16 protein-coding genes are annotated in these 14,118 nt (G+C 67.3%); 12 read left to right on the forward strand and 4 right to left on the reverse strand.

Annotation, left to right across the window (positions count from 1 at the left end):
* The first annotated feature begins 59 nt into the window (after positions 1-59).
* The 3 genes from E6J58_11065 (at position 60) to E6J58_11075 (ending at position 2,589) form a co-directional block, all read left to right on the forward strand.
* Positions 60-764 (forward strand): DedA family protein, encoded by a 705-nt coding sequence (locus tag E6J58_11065; protein ID TMB37539.1) that lies wholly within the window; start codon positions 60-62, stop codon positions 762-764.
* Between the two features lie 65 nt (positions 765-829).
* Entirely contained in the window at positions 830-2,290 is a 1,461-nt protein-coding gene (guaB, locus tag E6J58_11070) for an IMP dehydrogenase (protein TMB37540.1), read from the forward strand.
* Positions 2,291-2,343: 53 nt separating this feature from the next.
* Positions 2,344-2,589, forward strand: coding sequence for a hypothetical protein (locus E6J58_11075; GenBank protein ID TMB37541.1), 246 nt, complete (start codon positions 2,344-2,346; stop codon positions 2,587-2,589).
* A gap of 7 nt (positions 2,590-2,596) precedes the next feature.
* On the opposite strand, the gene E6J58_11080 is transcribed toward E6J58_11075, so the two are convergent.
* The 3 genes from E6J58_11080 to E6J58_11090 all read right to left on the reverse strand — a co-directional run bounded on the left by E6J58_11080 (position 2,597) and on the right by E6J58_11090 (position 3,777).
* Entirely contained in the window at positions 2,597-2,992 is a 396-nt protein-coding gene (locus tag E6J58_11080; protein TMB37542.1) for a type II toxin-antitoxin system death-on-curing family toxin, read from the reverse strand.
* The gene (locus E6J58_11085; GenBank protein ID TMB37543.1) at positions 2,989-3,216 is read right to left on the reverse strand and encodes an AbrB/MazE/SpoVT family DNA-binding domain-containing protein; all 228 of its coding nucleotides are present in this window, start codon (positions 3,214-3,216) and stop codon (positions 2,989-2,991) included. Before E6J58_11085 ends, E6J58_11080 begins: the two co-directional genes overlap by 4 nt.
* Before the next feature lie 75 nt (positions 3,217-3,291).
* Complete coding sequence (locus E6J58_11090) at positions 3,292-3,777, reverse strand: hypothetical protein (protein TMB37544.1); 486 nt, start codon at positions 3,775-3,777, stop codon at positions 3,292-3,294.
* Positions 3,778-3,851: 74 nt separating this feature from the next.
* Here E6J58_11090 and E6J58_11095 point away from each other — a divergent pair, with 74 nt between their 5' ends.
* From E6J58_11095 to E6J58_11130, 8 genes are all read left to right on the forward strand, one after another.
* Entirely contained in the window at positions 3,852-5,747 is a 1,896-nt protein-coding gene (locus tag E6J58_11095) for a molybdopterin-containing oxidoreductase catalytic subunit (protein ID TMB37545.1), read from the forward strand.
* Between the two features lie 58 nt (positions 5,748-5,805).
* On the forward strand, positions 5,806-7,368 hold the full coding sequence (gene guaA, locus E6J58_11100) for a glutamine-hydrolyzing GMP synthase (GenBank protein ID TMB37546.1): 1,563 nt from the start codon (positions 5,806-5,808) through the stop codon (positions 7,366-7,368).
* A gap of 18 nt (positions 7,369-7,386) precedes the next feature.
* On the forward strand, positions 7,387-8,469 hold the full coding sequence (locus E6J58_11105) for a hypothetical protein (protein TMB37547.1): 1,083 nt from the start codon (positions 7,387-7,389) through the stop codon (positions 8,467-8,469).
* Positions 8,470-8,542: 73 nt separating this feature from the next.
* Positions 8,543-8,785: an AbrB/MazE/SpoVT family DNA-binding domain-containing protein gene (locus tag E6J58_11110; GenBank protein TMB37548.1), complete on the forward strand. Its 243-nt coding sequence runs from the start codon at positions 8,543-8,545 to the stop codon at positions 8,783-8,785.
* Complete coding sequence (locus E6J58_11115; GenBank protein ID TMB37549.1) at positions 8,782-9,183, forward strand: type II toxin-antitoxin system VapC family toxin; 402 nt, start codon at positions 8,782-8,784, stop codon at positions 9,181-9,183. Before E6J58_11110 ends, E6J58_11115 begins: the two co-directional genes overlap by 4 nt.
* Before the next feature lie 145 nt (positions 9,184-9,328).
* Positions 9,329-9,802 (forward strand): Rieske (2Fe-2S) protein, encoded by a 474-nt coding sequence (locus E6J58_11120; protein TMB37550.1) that lies wholly within the window; start codon positions 9,329-9,331, stop codon positions 9,800-9,802.
* Positions 9,802-10,437 (forward strand): hypothetical protein, encoded by a 636-nt coding sequence (locus tag E6J58_11125; protein TMB37551.1) that lies wholly within the window; start codon positions 9,802-9,804, stop codon positions 10,435-10,437. Before E6J58_11120 ends, E6J58_11125 begins: the two co-directional genes overlap by 1 nt.
* Before the next feature lie 14 nt (positions 10,438-10,451).
* Positions 10,452-11,363 carry a class I SAM-dependent methyltransferase gene (locus tag E6J58_11130; protein ID TMB37552.1) on the forward strand — a complete coding sequence of 304 codons (912 nt, stop codon included), beginning with the start codon at positions 10,452-10,454 and terminating at the stop codon, positions 11,361-11,363.
* 8 nt (positions 11,364-11,371) lie between these two features.
* On the opposite strand, the gene E6J58_11135 is transcribed toward E6J58_11130, so the two are convergent.
* Positions 11,372-12,877 (reverse strand): hypothetical protein, encoded by a 1,506-nt coding sequence (locus E6J58_11135; GenBank protein ID TMB37553.1) that lies wholly within the window; start codon positions 12,875-12,877, stop codon positions 11,372-11,374.
* Between the two features lie 235 nt (positions 12,878-13,112).
* On the opposite strand from E6J58_11135, the gene E6J58_11140 reads away from it, so the two are divergent.
* Positions 13,113-14,090, forward strand: coding sequence for a hypothetical protein (locus tag E6J58_11140; protein TMB37554.1), 978 nt, complete (start codon positions 13,113-13,115; stop codon positions 14,088-14,090).
* Positions 14,091-14,118 lie beyond the last annotated feature (28 nt).

Raw genomic sequence — 14,118 nt, forward strand, 5'->3', positions numbered from 1 at the left:
AATGCCCGGGATCCACCGTGTGTTAGGCTGCGACGAACGTCGCAACTCCGGGGTGTGGCCTGAAAGACTGGCTCTTTCACTTCCTCACGAACTTCCACGGGCCTGCCGCGTACATCGGCGTTCTCTTCGTTCTCATTACTTGTGGCCTGGGAGTGCCGCTGCCGGAGGACGTGCCGCTCATCGCCGGCGGGTGGCTGATCGGGCGCAACGGGTCGCTGCCGCTGATGATGATCACGGGACTGGCCGGGATCCTGATCGGCGACAGCATCATCTTCCACGCGGGACAGACCTACGGGGAGCGGCTTCTGGATACGCGGCTCGGCCGCCATATCCCCGGTGAGCGAGTCCAGCGCGCCATCGCCCTCTTCGACAAGCACGGGGCGAAGTTCATCGTGGCCGCGCGCTTCGTTCCCGGGTTGCGCGCGGTGACCTATTTCGTGGCCGGGTCCACCGGCGTGCCGTACTGGAAGTTCATCACCTTCGACGGCATCGCCGCCTGCGTGTCCGCTCCGGCCTGGGTGTACCTGGGTTGGTACGCGCGCAAACACGGCCGCAAGATGCTGGACAAGGTGATGGCCTGGTCGGCGCAGGCGCAGCTGGTCGCGTTTGCCGTGATCATCGGCCTGACGGTGATCTACCTGGCGTACCTCACGCTGCGCCGGCGGTGGCGGCGCAAGCGCGGGCTGCCGGTGAGCACGCCCCCGATTCCGCTGCAGAGGGTCGAAGGCGGCCTGGAGCGGCCGGCCCAGCTCCGGCGTCGTTGAGGCCGGAGACTGGCATTGCCGCAGAGTGTCGTCGCCGTTACACTCGGCGGCTTACCGGAGAGAGGATGATCGATCCCAACGTGCCGCTGGCCCTCACGTTCGACGACGTTCTCCTGCTGCCTGCCGAGAGCGACATCCTTCCGCGGCAGGTCGATGTAAGTGCTCAACTCACCCGCAACGTCCGGCTCCGAATCCCGCTCGTCAGCTCGGCGATGGACACCGTCACCGAGGCGCGGACGGCCATCGCCATGGCGCAGGAGGGCGGCCTCGGGTTCATCCACAAGAACCTGACCATCCAGCAGCAGGCGCTGGAGGTGACCAAGGTCAAGAAGTACGAGAGCGGGATGGTGGTGGACCCGGTCACCATCGAGCCCGACGCGCCCGTCCACAAGGCCGTCGCGCTCATGCGGCAGCATGAAATCAGCGGCATCCCGGTGACGAAGAACGGCCGCCTGGTCGGCATCCTCACCAACCGCGATCTCCGCTTCGAGAAGAACCTCGACCAGAAGGTCGAGGCGATGATGACCCGCGAGCTGGTCACCTGCCGGGAAGGGATCACGCAGGACGAAGCGAAGGAGCTGCTCCACCGCAACCGCATCGAGAAGCTCCTGGTGGTCGACGACAAGTACCAGCTCAGGGGCCTCATCACCATCAAGGACATCGAAAAGACGCGGGCCCATCCCAACGCGGCGAAGGACGAAAAGGGCAGCCTGCTGGTGGGCGCGGCCGTCGGCGTGGGACCCGACCGCGACGAGCGGGTGCACGCGCTGCTGCAGGCAGGCGCCGACATCATCGCGGTGGACACCGCGCACGGGCATTCGCGCGCCGTGCTCGACGCCGTGCGCGACCTGAAGCGGAATTTCAAGGGTATCGAGATCGTCGCCGGCAACGTGGCGACGGGCGACGCGGCGTCGGCGCTGTGCGAGGCCGGAGCGGACGCGGTGAAGGTCGGCATCGGTCCGGGCTCCATCTGCACCACCCGGGTGGTCGCCGGCGTCGGCGTTCCGCAGATCACCGCCATCGACAGCTGCGTGCGCGCCGCCTCCCGTCACGGCGTTCCCTGCATCTCCGACGGCGGGATCAAGTACTCGGGCGACATCGTGAAAGCGCTCGCGGCGGGCGCGCACACCGTCATGATCGGGTCGCTGTTCGCCGGGACCGAGGAGGCTCCGGGCGAAGTGATCCTCTTCCAGGGCCGGTCCTACAAGTCGTATCGCGGGATGGGATCGATGGGCGCCATGAAGAAGGGCTCCCGCGACCGCTATTTCCAGGACGAGACCGAGGACATGAAGCTGGTCCCCGAGGGCATCGAGGGGCGCGTCCCGTACAAGGGCCCTCTCGCGATGAACGTCTTCCAGCTGGTGGGCGGGCTCCGCAGCGGCATGGGGTACACCGGCTGCCACAGCATCGAGGAGCTGCGGACCAAGGCGAAGTTCGTGCGGATCACCGCGGCGGGCCTGCGCGAGAGCCACGTCCACGACGTGCAGGTGACGCAGGAAGCCCCGAACTACCGGATCGAGAACTGAAGCCGCGCGCGCTGGCGCTGATCATCCTCGGCGCTCCCGTCCTCCTCTTTCTCTTGAGCGGAATCCGGGCGGTGCAGCTTGCCCGCGAGGGCGAGGTGCCGGAGGCCTGGCGCGACTTGAACTGCGACGGGAAGGTGTCCTGGGCGGAGTGGCTGCGCGGCGGGATCGATTTCCGGCTGCGGCCGTCGCAGCTCGTCCCGGGGTGCCAGGATGTCTATGCGGTAAAGACGGGCAAGGCGCTGGTCGTGCGGTGCGAAGCGGCGCCGCAGTGCCGGCTCGCCCGCGGTCTTCCCAAGTGACACTCCCTCACCCGAAGGGAACGCACCGCTCGCGAAGAAAGACCGCAGTCTCGGGCTTTCCAATCTCGCCCCGCGCGACCTTCAGGACCATTTCCAACAGCTCCTCGGAGGGCGACTCGAGCCAGACGTCGTTGAGACCCAGAAAGGCAATGGTAGCGGCGAGGCCGATGCGCTCGTTGCCGTCGATGAAGGGATGGTTCTGGACGAGATGGAACAGGCACGCTGCCGCCATTTCGTGCAAGCTGGGATGCAGATACTGGCCGCCGAACGACGCGCGCGGCATCGCGAGCGCGGAGGAGAGCAAGCCGACGTCGCGGATCCCGCCCGATCCGCCGTATTGGCGAACCTGGTCGGAATGGATGGCGAGCACTTCGTCGAGCGTGAGAAATCGCGGATCTTTCATTCCGCAAGCTTACGGAAGACGCCGCCATACCTCTCATGGGCGCGCGCCATGACTTTCTTCAGACGCTCATCCACCCGCCGGGGACGAACGGGCGAAACCACCATGACGTCGCCGTCCGTCGAAAGCTCCAGGAGAGTATCGGCCTCGATGCCAAGTTCGTCCAACAGCTCCTTGTCGAGGACGAGAGCGAGGCTGTTGCCGGTCCTGACGAGCTTCTTCCGCATGGACGACTCCGTTCGTACGTAGACTTTACTTGGTACGAACGCATGGAGCAAGCGGTCGAGGCCGCGGTGGATGTCTCAGGCGAAGGCGGCTTCCGGGACGCGGCGGGCGTCGCGGGTCTCGAGCCACTCTGCCACCCCCCACGCGGCCGCGAAGCCGAGCTGCGCCAACCCGTTCAACAGATATACCCGCGAGATCCGCCGGCGGGCTCCCGCGTACCAGAGGTCCATGGCCGCGAAGCTGACCGCCGTGCTCATGCCGAGGATGCGCAATTCGCGGGCTACCTTTCCGCGCGCGCCCGCAGCACCGAGGGCGGCGCCAATGTTCGCGAGGCACGCGCCGACGCCCTTCGTCAACCAGACTTCCAGCTTTGGCCCGGTCACCTTCTTGAAGCTGCGAAGGTCGACGAGAGGCCAGAGCCCCGCCGCCAGCAGGTACCCGCCATGCATGAGGGCCACGCGAGCGGCAGGCGGGCGGCGCATGCGCGCCGGCAACGGGCGTGCTTCCCTCGGCCCCGGCGTCGCCGGGCGCTCGCTCGCCTGCTCGATGGTCGCTTCGGCCATGCACCGCCCCCGTCGCATGGGAAGTTAGGGCGCAGGCGGGCCCGTGGCGAGTCCGGTACAATGCGCAAAACGCCATGAGAGAGCTCCGCAAAACCGTCTGCAACCGCGATTGCCCGGACGCCTGCTCGGTCGTCGCCCACGTCGAGGACGGGCGCGTGGTCGCATTGGGCGGCGACCCTTCGCACCCCGTCACGAACGGCTTCCTCTGCTGGCGAACCAACAACTTCCTCCCGCTGCAGTACTCGCCGGAGCGCCTCACCTCGCCGCTGCTCCGCGGCAAACCCGTCTCCTGGGACGAGGCGCTCGATTTCGCCGCCCGTGAGCTGTTGCGCATCCGCGCCGAATCCGGGCCCGCGGCGATCTTCCATTACCGAAGCGGCGGCAGTCTCGGCGCGCTCAAGCACCTGAGCGATTACTTCTTCGAGAAGCTCGGACCGGTGACCACCAAGCGAGGCGACATCTGCTCTGGCGCGGGCGACGCGGCGCAGATGCTCGACTTCGGCGAAGAGGACTCGCACGACATCTTCGACCTGCTCAACTCGCGCAACATCATCCTCTGGGGAAAGAACCCGGTCATCTCCTCGCCGCACCTGGTGCCGGTGCTCAACGATGCGTCCGCATCGAAGCTCCTGATCGACCCGGTCTGGCACAAGACGGCGCGGCTCTGCGACGCATTCCTGCAGCCGCGGCCGGGCGGGGATTTCTCCCTCGCGATGGCGGTGGCGCGTCTCCTCTTCGAGCGTGAGTGGACCGAGCCCGGGTTCGAGACGTACTGCGACAACGTCCCGGAGCTCCGCTCCCTCGCTTTCGCGCACTCGGTGGCCGGCTGGTGCGAGGACGCCGACGTCTCGCCGGCAGCCGCCGAGGACATCGCGCGCCGTCTGCACGAGGGACCGACGGCGATCCTCGTTGGCTGGGGCATGGCGCGCCGGGTGAACGGCGGCGCCATCGTCCGTGCCCTCGACGCGCTGACGGCCATCTCCGGGAATCTCGGCGTCCCCGGCGGCGGCGTGTCGTACTACTTCTGGCGGCGAAAAACGTTCGACCACACGTTCATCAAAGGCATCCCGGGAGCCCCGCGCACCGTGCTGGAGCCGCTTTTCGGCCCCGAGGTTCTCGCCTTCAAGGACCCGCCGATCCGCGCGGTGTGGGTTACCGCGGGCAATCCCGTCGCCATGCTGCCCGAATCGGCGACGGTGGATCGCGCGCTGCGCTCCCGCGATTTCGTCTGCGTGGTCGACTCCTGGCCGACCGACACCACTCGCGCGGCGACGCTCGTGCTTCCCACCACCACGCTGCTCGAGGCCGACGACCTTCTCGGCGCGTACGGCCACCACTGGGTCGGAGCCGCACGGCCAGTGGTCCTGCCGCCGCCGGGTGTGAAGTCCGATCTGCAGATCCTGCAGGAGCTCTCCGCGCTCGTCGGCCTCGACGGAGTGCTGGACGGCACCGCGCGCGACTGGAAGGAGCGCATCCTCCGCAAAGACGCCGGCTTCACGGTCGCGCAAGTCGAGTCCGACGGTCCGCAGCGCAGCGGGCTGTCACCGAAGGTGCTCTTCGCGGATCGGAAGTTCCGGACCAGGACGGGCAGGGTGAACCTGATCGCCTCGGCTCCGGCGCGCTCCCAGGTCTCGGCCGAGTTCCCGCTGTATCTGATGGCGCTCGCCACCGACAAGTCGCAGAGCTCGCAGTGGTCGAAGGGCCAGCCGCCCGGACCGGCCGTGGTCACCGTGCACCCGGACTCCGCTCGCGGCATCCCGGACGGCGGATTCGGCCACCTGGAGTCGGCGCTCGGAACACTGCCCATTCAAGTTCGTCACGATCCGCGCCAGCGCCGCGACGTCGCGCTTCTCGCCAAGGGCGGGCACCTGCGCGAAAACCGCAACGCCAACGTGCTGTCCAGAGCCCGCGCCACCGACATCGGCGGCGGCGGCGCACTGTACGACGAACCCGTCCGACTGAAGGGCTAACCGCAGCGTCGACTTCGCTTCCCACCGAGCCGGCGAGCCACTACACTGCGCCGCCTCGATGGCGGACATCCACGCAGAAAAAATCCTCGTCCTGGACTTCGGCTCCCAGTACACCCAGCTCATCGCCCGCCGGATTCGCGAGCTGCACGTCTACTGCGAGATCCACCCCTGCACGATGCCGTTCGCCGAGGTCCGCGCCTTCGCGGCGAAGGGCATCGTGCTCTCCGGTGGGCCGGCGAGCGTCGAGGAGCCCGGCGCGCCCATGGTGGACCCGAGGATCTTCGAGCTCGGCGTCCCGGTGCTCGGCGTCTGCTACGGCCTGCAGCTCATGGCCAAGCTGCTGGGCGGCGCCATCGATCGGACCGCCCACCGCGAGTACGGCCCGGCCCGCGTCGAAGTGACCGAGGCCGTCGGGCCGTTCCGGGACATGACGGTGGGCGAGCACCTCGACGTCTGGATGTCCCACGGCGACAAGGTCTCCGCACCGCCGAAGGGCTTCCGCACCATCGCGAAAAATCCGAGCTCGCCGTTCTGCGCCGTCGCCGATCCACACCGGAAGCTCTACGCCATCCAGTTCCATCCCGAGGTCGCGCATACTCCGCGTGGCCGCGAGCTCTACGAGGCATTCCTCGAGGAGTGCGGCGTCTCCTTCAACTTCAGGATGGGCGCGTTCGCGGAGGATGCGTCGAAGCAGATCCGCGAGCGGGTGGGAAAGGAGCGCGTCATCTGCGCGCTCTCCGGCGGCGTGGACAGCGCCGTGGTCGCGCTGCTGTTGCACAAGGCCATCGGGCCGCAGCTCCAGTGCATCTTCGTCGACAACGGCGTGCTGCGCGAAGGCGAGGCCGCCCAGGTCGAGCAGACGTTCAAGGACCGCTTCCACGTTCCGCTCCGGGTGGTGAACGCGCGCCGGCGCTTCCTCGAAGCGCTCCGGGGCGTCACCGATCCCGAGCAGAAGCGGAAGATCATCGGGCGCGAGTTCATCGCGGTCTTCGAAGACGAAGTGGGGAAGGACCGCCGCGAGCACGGCGACGCCCGCTTCCTCGCCCAGGGCACGCTGTACCCGGACGTGATCGAGAGCGTTTCGTTCAAGGGCCCGAGCGCGGTGATCAAGAGCCATCACAACGTCGGCGGGCTGCCCGAGCGGATGAAGATGCAGCTCGTGGAGCCGCTGCGCGAGCTGTTCAAGGACGAGGTGCGCGCGCTCGGGCGCGAGCTCGGGCTCCCCGAAGCCATCGTCTCGCGGCAGCCGTTCCCCGGGCCGGGGCTCGCCATTCGCGTGCTCGGCGAGGTGACGGAGGAGCGGCTGGCGCTCATCCGCAAGGCCGACGCCATCGTGCAGGAGGAGGTCGCGAACGCGGGCCTGCGCGAGAAGCTCTGGCAGGCCTTCGCGGTGCTCTTGCCGGTGAAGTCCGTCGGGGTGATGGGGGACGAGCGCACCTACGAATCCGCCTGCGTGCTCCGCGCCGTGGAGAGCCTCGACGGCATGACGGCGGACTGGGCGCGCCTGCCCTGGGACCTGGTGGCGAGGATCTCCAGTCGGATCACCAACGAAGTCCGGGGAATCAACCGGGTGGTCCTCGACGTCAGCAGCAAACCGCCCGCAACCATCGAATGGGAGTAGGGGCACCGGATTGACGGAATGCGCCGCGCCATCGCGCTGACCTTCCTCGCCGTGGCGGCGGCGGCGCGCGCGGACAGCGTGACCAACCAGATCCTCGTCAGCTCGACCCATGCAACCGAGGCCAATCCGCGGTCCAGCGTCTTCACTGATTTCCTGAACGCGAGCTTCAACGCCGGCGAGGACTGGACGCTGAGCGCCGGCGCCAGCCTCACGTTGCAGGGCAAGACGCCGGCGGCGACCCGCAGCCAATTCGGCGAGAGCAGCAGCGCGGTGACGTTCTTCACCGTGGCGGCGGATTGGTCAGTGACCGACAGCTTCACCGTGGGTGCCAGCGTCGACCTCTCCCCGAAGAGCACGCAGTTCGCGGGAACGACGATCCACGTCGTGCTGCCGCAACCGATCGGCAGGGCCACCGCCGATGCGCAGGTGCGCTCCGAGACGTCCCAAGTCGATGCCGGCGTCGACGTGTCGTGGGACTCGCTCGGCCGTTCCGACCTCGAATGGTCCTTCACCGGCGGCCTGCACGTCTCGCATTACGACATCAACCAGAGCATCCCGCGCGCCCGCGCCAATGGCACGGCCCTGACGCAGGCCCAGATCGAGCAGGGCACGACGAATTACTGCGCCTCGAACCCGCAACTGGCGACCTATTGCCGGGAACTGCTCGGCACCGTGAGCGGCATTCCCACGCCGCTGGATTTCGAGCGCCTCTCCGCCGGCGCCACCGCCACATTGTACCGGGACACCGACGTCTCCTTGTTCGGCGACGTCTACCTCTACAACCAGGACCCGACGGGCAGCTTTTTCGGCTTGGCGGCGGCGGGACGCGGCCCGGGCCTGCCCATCGCGCCGCTGCGGTTCCTGCTCCGGCCCGAAGTGCTGCATCGCTTCGGCGATTTCTCCGCGCGGCTCTGGCTGGAAGGCGGCGAGTACGTCTCGGGCACCGGCGGCACGACCGCCGGCGTCGGCCTCAGGCTGCAGTACCGCTTCACCAAAGCCTGGCGCGCATGGCTCACGTTATCCGGGCAGCGCGACGTCGACGCCGCCAACAACATCACACGGTCGGGGAGCCTCGCCGCCGGCGCAGGGTACCGCTGGTGAGCACCTGCAAGTCTTGGTGTTTCTGGGCTTGCCTTGACGCGGCGCACATCGGTACGTATCATTGGTATATATCATGTCGAGACCGAAGCCGAAGCGAGCCAAGGTGTTCTGGACGGGTCGGAGCCAGGCGGTCCGCCTACCCAAGGAGTTTCGCTTCGACAGCGACACCGTTCTCGTCCGCCGCGAGGGAGATGCCGTCGTCCTGGAGCCTGCCGACGAGTGGCCCGAGGGATACGTCGAATCCTTTGCCGGCGCGCCAAAGGACTTCGCCAGGCCGCCGCAAGGTGAACCGGACGAGCGAGAGAAGCTCGAGTGAAATATCTGGTCGACACCGATACGTGCATCTACGCCCTGAAGCAGCAAACGGCCGTCCTGGAACGATTGCTCTCGCGGAGCCGCGCGGATGTGGCAGTCAGCGTCGTCACCGAGGGCGAGCTCCGCACCGGTGCGGCCAAGAGCTCCTCGCCGGTCAAGACCATGCGCACGGTCGAGAACTTCCTTCGGCCACTGACAGTCGTCGAATTCACCTCGGACGACGCCGCGTCGTATGCAGACGTGCGTGCGAAACTGGAGCGCGCCGGCACGCCCATCGGTCCGCTCGACACGCTGATCGCTGCACAGGCCGTCGGCCGGAAGCTGATCCTCGTCTCCAACAACCAGAGCGAGTTCGGCAGGGTCGCGGGTCTTCGCTTGGAAAACTGGTCGCGGCCGTAGACCGCTGCTAGTTGACGGAATCTTCCTTATCAGACGTTGGGATCTCGCCGGGAAGTCGGGGCGGATTCGCTGGCGCGGGCGGTCTACGTAGCCGGTGGGACGGTTCAAATCGTCGAAGAACTTCGCTGGATCGAACCCCCGGGCTATGGGATTCTCCGCGCGCCGCGAAGTCCGCGCTGCCCTTGGACTGGAGGGAATGGTGAGCAAGAGAGCCAGCTTGGCCGTGGTCGCTGCAGAAGCGCAGGAAACGGAACCCGCAGAGACGACTCCCGAGCCCTCTCCGGCCGCTTTCCGGCGGATCGCGAGCCTCGGCGAGCTCGAGCCCTACGGCCAGTTCTCCAAGTGGGTGGACGACCACGACATCCTCGTCTTCCGCCGGAACGGCGCGATCAAGGCGCTCTCCAACATCTGCCCACACTTCGGCGGTCCCGTCGGGTACCACCAGATGAAGGAAGGCGTCTTCACCTGCCTCTGGCACAACTACCGCTACGAGGCCGCCACCGGCCGGTGCCTGACCAACGAGCACCTCTGCCTGCGCTCCTACAAGGTCAAGATCGAGGACGGCGGCATCTGGGTGCAGCTGGTCGAGAATCCGGAACCGGAAAGGAAAGCCCGCTGATGGCCACACTGAGCGCGAAGTGCTCGATGGACATGGACTGCCCCAAGGAGGTGGTGGTCTGGAACTACTACGACCACGAGCACGTCGTCGGCACGCACTACAAGTACTACAGCGAGTTCCGGATCCTCGCCGAGCGCGACGACTGGTGCCTGGTGGAGCGCTTCTACAAGCTGCCCATCGTCAACCTGCGCGCCTCTTCCCTCGGCTTCATGTACATGGAGTCGCCGAACCTGATCCGCTCCATCCAGCACGGAAAGCTGGGACTGGTGCTCGACCAGGAGATCCAGCTCGAGGATCTCGGACCGGACCGCTGCCGCGTCACCTGCACGTACCGGATGGAGGTGCCGGGGTTCGTGCGGACCCTGCAGCCGCTGTTCCAGCGCGTGATCACGCGCTGGTTCCACGACACCTGGGTGGAGGATGCGCCGATGCGCGTGCGCCGCTGGAAGGTCTGGAAGCTCGGCTTCCGCGACTTCCGCGGACTGGATTACGTCAACCAGAAGACCGCCAAGCCCGCCGGCGCAGGCGAGCACCGTCCGCATCCGGTCCGGTTGCCGGTGGCGAAGACGCCGGAGAGCCCACCGGGCTCCGGCTACAAGCGGCCGTTCGACGAGAGCGTCGAGGTCGGGTACTGACCGCGGAGGTCCGCTTGCAATGCCCCGTCTGCGGTGGCGCGCTTTCCCGGAAGGTCCACCGCCGGGTGCGCGACTTCGAGCATGGGCTCCCGGTGCTCGCCGATTTCGACGCCTGCCCTTCCTGCGGCCTGATCGCGCAAGTGCCGCCCCCCAACGCCGCCGCCCTCGCCACTTACTACCCGCGCGACTACCGTCCCCACGCCGCGGCCGCCGTCACCAACGGCGTCTCGCTGATGACGCGGCTCAAGAACGTGCAGGCGTCGCTGCAGATCCGGCGGCTCGCGAAGTTCCTCCCGCCGCGCGACCAACCCATCCTCGAGCTCGGCTGCGGAGGCGGTCATTTCCTGCGGGCGCTCGATCGCCACGGCTACACCAATCTCACCGGCATCGATCGCACGCCGGAGCTGGGCCGGGCGTTGGAGGGAACGCGCATCCGCTACCGCGCGCTCGACCTCGACCGTTCCCTCGACCTCGGCGGCCCGTACCAGGCGATCGTGATGAACTATGTGATCGAGCACTTCGTCAGCCCGGAGGCGGTCCTGCGCGCCTGCCGCAAGGCGCTGGCTCCCGGCGGCCGCGTCCTGCTCCTGACGCCGAACAGCCGCGCGATCAGCCATCGCGTGTTCGGCCGCTACTGGTCGGGCCTGCATGCGCCGAGGCATACGCAGCTCTTCCATCCCGGGAACCTGCGCCTGCTCGCGGAGAAGATTGGCTTCGGCAACCTGGAGATGGTGTACCCGACGGACCCGGCTTCCTGGACGCTCTCGTTCCAGAACCTCATCCAGGGGATGAAGCGGACCGGCAGGCCGCCACGAGCCGGCACCGCCTGGTACAGCCTCGCGCTGCTGCCGGCCTGGTATCCGTTCGCGCTGATCGAGACGCTGGCGCGCCGCGCGTCGTCGATGTTCGCTGTCCTGACCGCCTGACGCGGGCCTCAGCGCTCGCCGCGCGCCTGCGCGGCCGGCTCGTCGCGCCTGCGGTAGACCGGCGCACCGCCCGGGCGAGCCACCTCGACGTAATGCTCCTCGCGGTATCGGGCGAGCTCGGGGAACGCCGAGAGTGGAATCCGGTCCCAGAGATGGATGCCCGCCGGCGAAGTGTCGACGAACCACGACGGCCTGCGCTTCTCGAGGTCCTCGAGTGTCGCCTCGACGTCGGCGCGCGCCCGGTGCTGCGCCGGATCGAAACCGGCCGGCAGATGCGCCGGATCGAAGTTGCCCATGTGCGGCGACGTGTTGACGTAGCGCGTGCCGGGAAGGCGATCCGACATCGTGTAGATCGGCGAATAGTGGCCCCAGACGAACAAGGCATCGCCCGGCGCGGTATTCGATCGCAGCCATTGCGCCAGCGCGCGTGTCCGCGGCTCCTGCTCCGGGTACGCGCCCGCGATGCCGCGACCCCACGAGAACGCCAGCCAGACCGCGAGCGGCACGGCGACCCCGGCGAGCGCGAAACCACGCACCCTCGGCGCGATGCCGTGCCAGCGCGCAGCGAGCGCGGCAGCGCCCGGAGCCGCCAGCATCGACAGCGGAGGGACGAACTGCAGGAAGTAGTGCTCGTAAAACCTTCCGCCCGCGGCGACCGGGAGCCAGGTCAGCCAGAGCATCACCGATAGGGCGCGCCACACCACGTCCGCGCGCGTCCGCACACTCTCTCGCGCTGCGAGCACCCACGGAACGCACGCCGCCGCCAGGCAGAGCGCGATCTCCGCCGCGCCGCGGCCCAGCGCCGAGCCCGCGCTTCCCGCGGACGCGTACTTGAAATTGCGCGCAATCGTCCATTCGAAGAACGCGGGGAGCTGGCCGAGCGCCGCATAGCCCGCGGCAACGGCCACCCATGGAACAATCCCGCCCGCCGCCAGCGCCGCGACGCCCGCCAGTGCGCGCCGCCAACCATCGGCCGGGCGCACCAGAAGCGCTACCGCGAACGCCACCGCGGCGATGACGGCATGGTGGCGGTACAGCGTGGCGAGCCCGACGCAGATGCCGCAGAGGAGCAACCCGCCTGCCCGGCGGGACCGGGCGAAAAAGTAGATCGACGCCGCGACCGGCAGGTTCATCATCACTTCGCCGCCGAACGCCGGCACTTCCACGAGGCCGGCGAGCAGCGACATCCAGGCCGCCGCCCATCCCGCTTCCTCGCTGCCTGTCCATCGCCGGGCAGCGCCGCGAAGCAGGAGCGCCGTGCAGAACACCCAGAGGACGCCGAGGATCCGGATCGGCCAGAGATTCAGACCGCCGGCCAGCGTATACGTGAGATATCCGAGAGGAGGCTTGATCTCGACCAGGTCGCGGTACGGCAGGAGCCCCTTCAGGATGCCCGCGCCGTAGACGAGGTAATCGGACTCGTCGATGTTGAGCACGCCGAACGCGAATCCCGGCGACCGCAGCAGCGCGATCACAGCGAGCAGCGTCCATGGGGAGGTGAGAAGCTTTCTCATCCTGTCGACGATGCCCTCACCCCTTCATTTCCCGGCGAAAGAGGTCGGGAAACCCTATGCAAGAACGCCGGTGGTGACAAGGAAGATGTCGCTCACTCCGAAATGCCGGGCCAAGCGGATGGGGTTCGGTTGGGAACGTGCGCCGCCGGTGTTCCGCTCAGAAGCATCGGCACCCCAATCGATAGTGCCAGTATCGATTTCATGACTGCGAGTCTTCGAACCGCTATCCTGACCGATGATGCGTTGGCTGATATCGCTGGCGGGACTGATCTGCGCCTGCTCACCCATCATTGAACTCGCCCGGCTTCCGTTCACGAGCGAAGGCGCGCCTCTCGCCGTCGACGCAACCAACGTTTATTCCGGAGCAGGTGGCGTTTTCGCCGTGCCGATCGCCGGAGGCGACCCGGTACTCGTCGGGTACCCGCGCCCAGAGGGTGACCTCACTCTGCCACGCATCACAGCTATCGCAGTCGATGACCAATTCGTCTATGCGACTTCGCAATTTGGAATGTGGCGCTTTTCGAAAAACGGGGCCGTGCCGCCAATGCGATTGGTTCCGGATACCTCACGTTTGATGGCGACGGATGGGCAATTCGTCTATTGGGGCACCTACCAGTACCGTGGCGACATCGTGGACCTGATCCAGGCGATCGACGTGAACGGCGCAGGACCGGTGATCCCGGTCTTGTCGATCAACGTTACGACCCCGCCGCCCTATGGTGGATTGGTCGCAGCGCTGTCGCTCGACGGGAATGATCTTGTCTTCTTGGCAGGCGCGCGCGTGGCGCGCATGCCCAAGCAGGGCGGTCCGGTCGAAGAGCTTTTCGCAACGACTGGCGATCCGCTCGCGATGGCCGTCGACTCGCAGCACATTGTCTTCGCGACAAGGCCTGAGCCGTCGAAGACGCGGATTTTCATGCTGCCCAAACAGTCGCCCTTTCGCGTCGTCCAGCTGATGCAAACGTCGCTCTGGGTGAAGTCGATGGCCGCCGCGAGCGGCCGGGCCTGGTGGACAGGATGGGAGAGCGCAGGCGGCGGTTCTCCCGAAGACAATTCTCCTGGAGTGGTTTTCGGCTGCTTGCGCGAGGTGAACATCCCGACCGGCAGTGGCCGCACTGTAAGCGAGGACGGCACCGTCTTTCCGGCTGTCGCCGTCAACGACAGCGGTGTGTACTGGACGGAGGCCAACAAGGTGTTGATGGTGCGGCGATGAAATTCTGCCTCGCTGTCCTCGCCGTAAT

The sequence above is a fragment of the Deltaproteobacteria bacterium genome, from assembly GCA_005879535.1.
Taxonomy (GTDB): domain Bacteria; phylum Myxococcota; class Myxococcia; order Myxococcales; family 40CM-4-68-19; genus 40CM-4-68-19.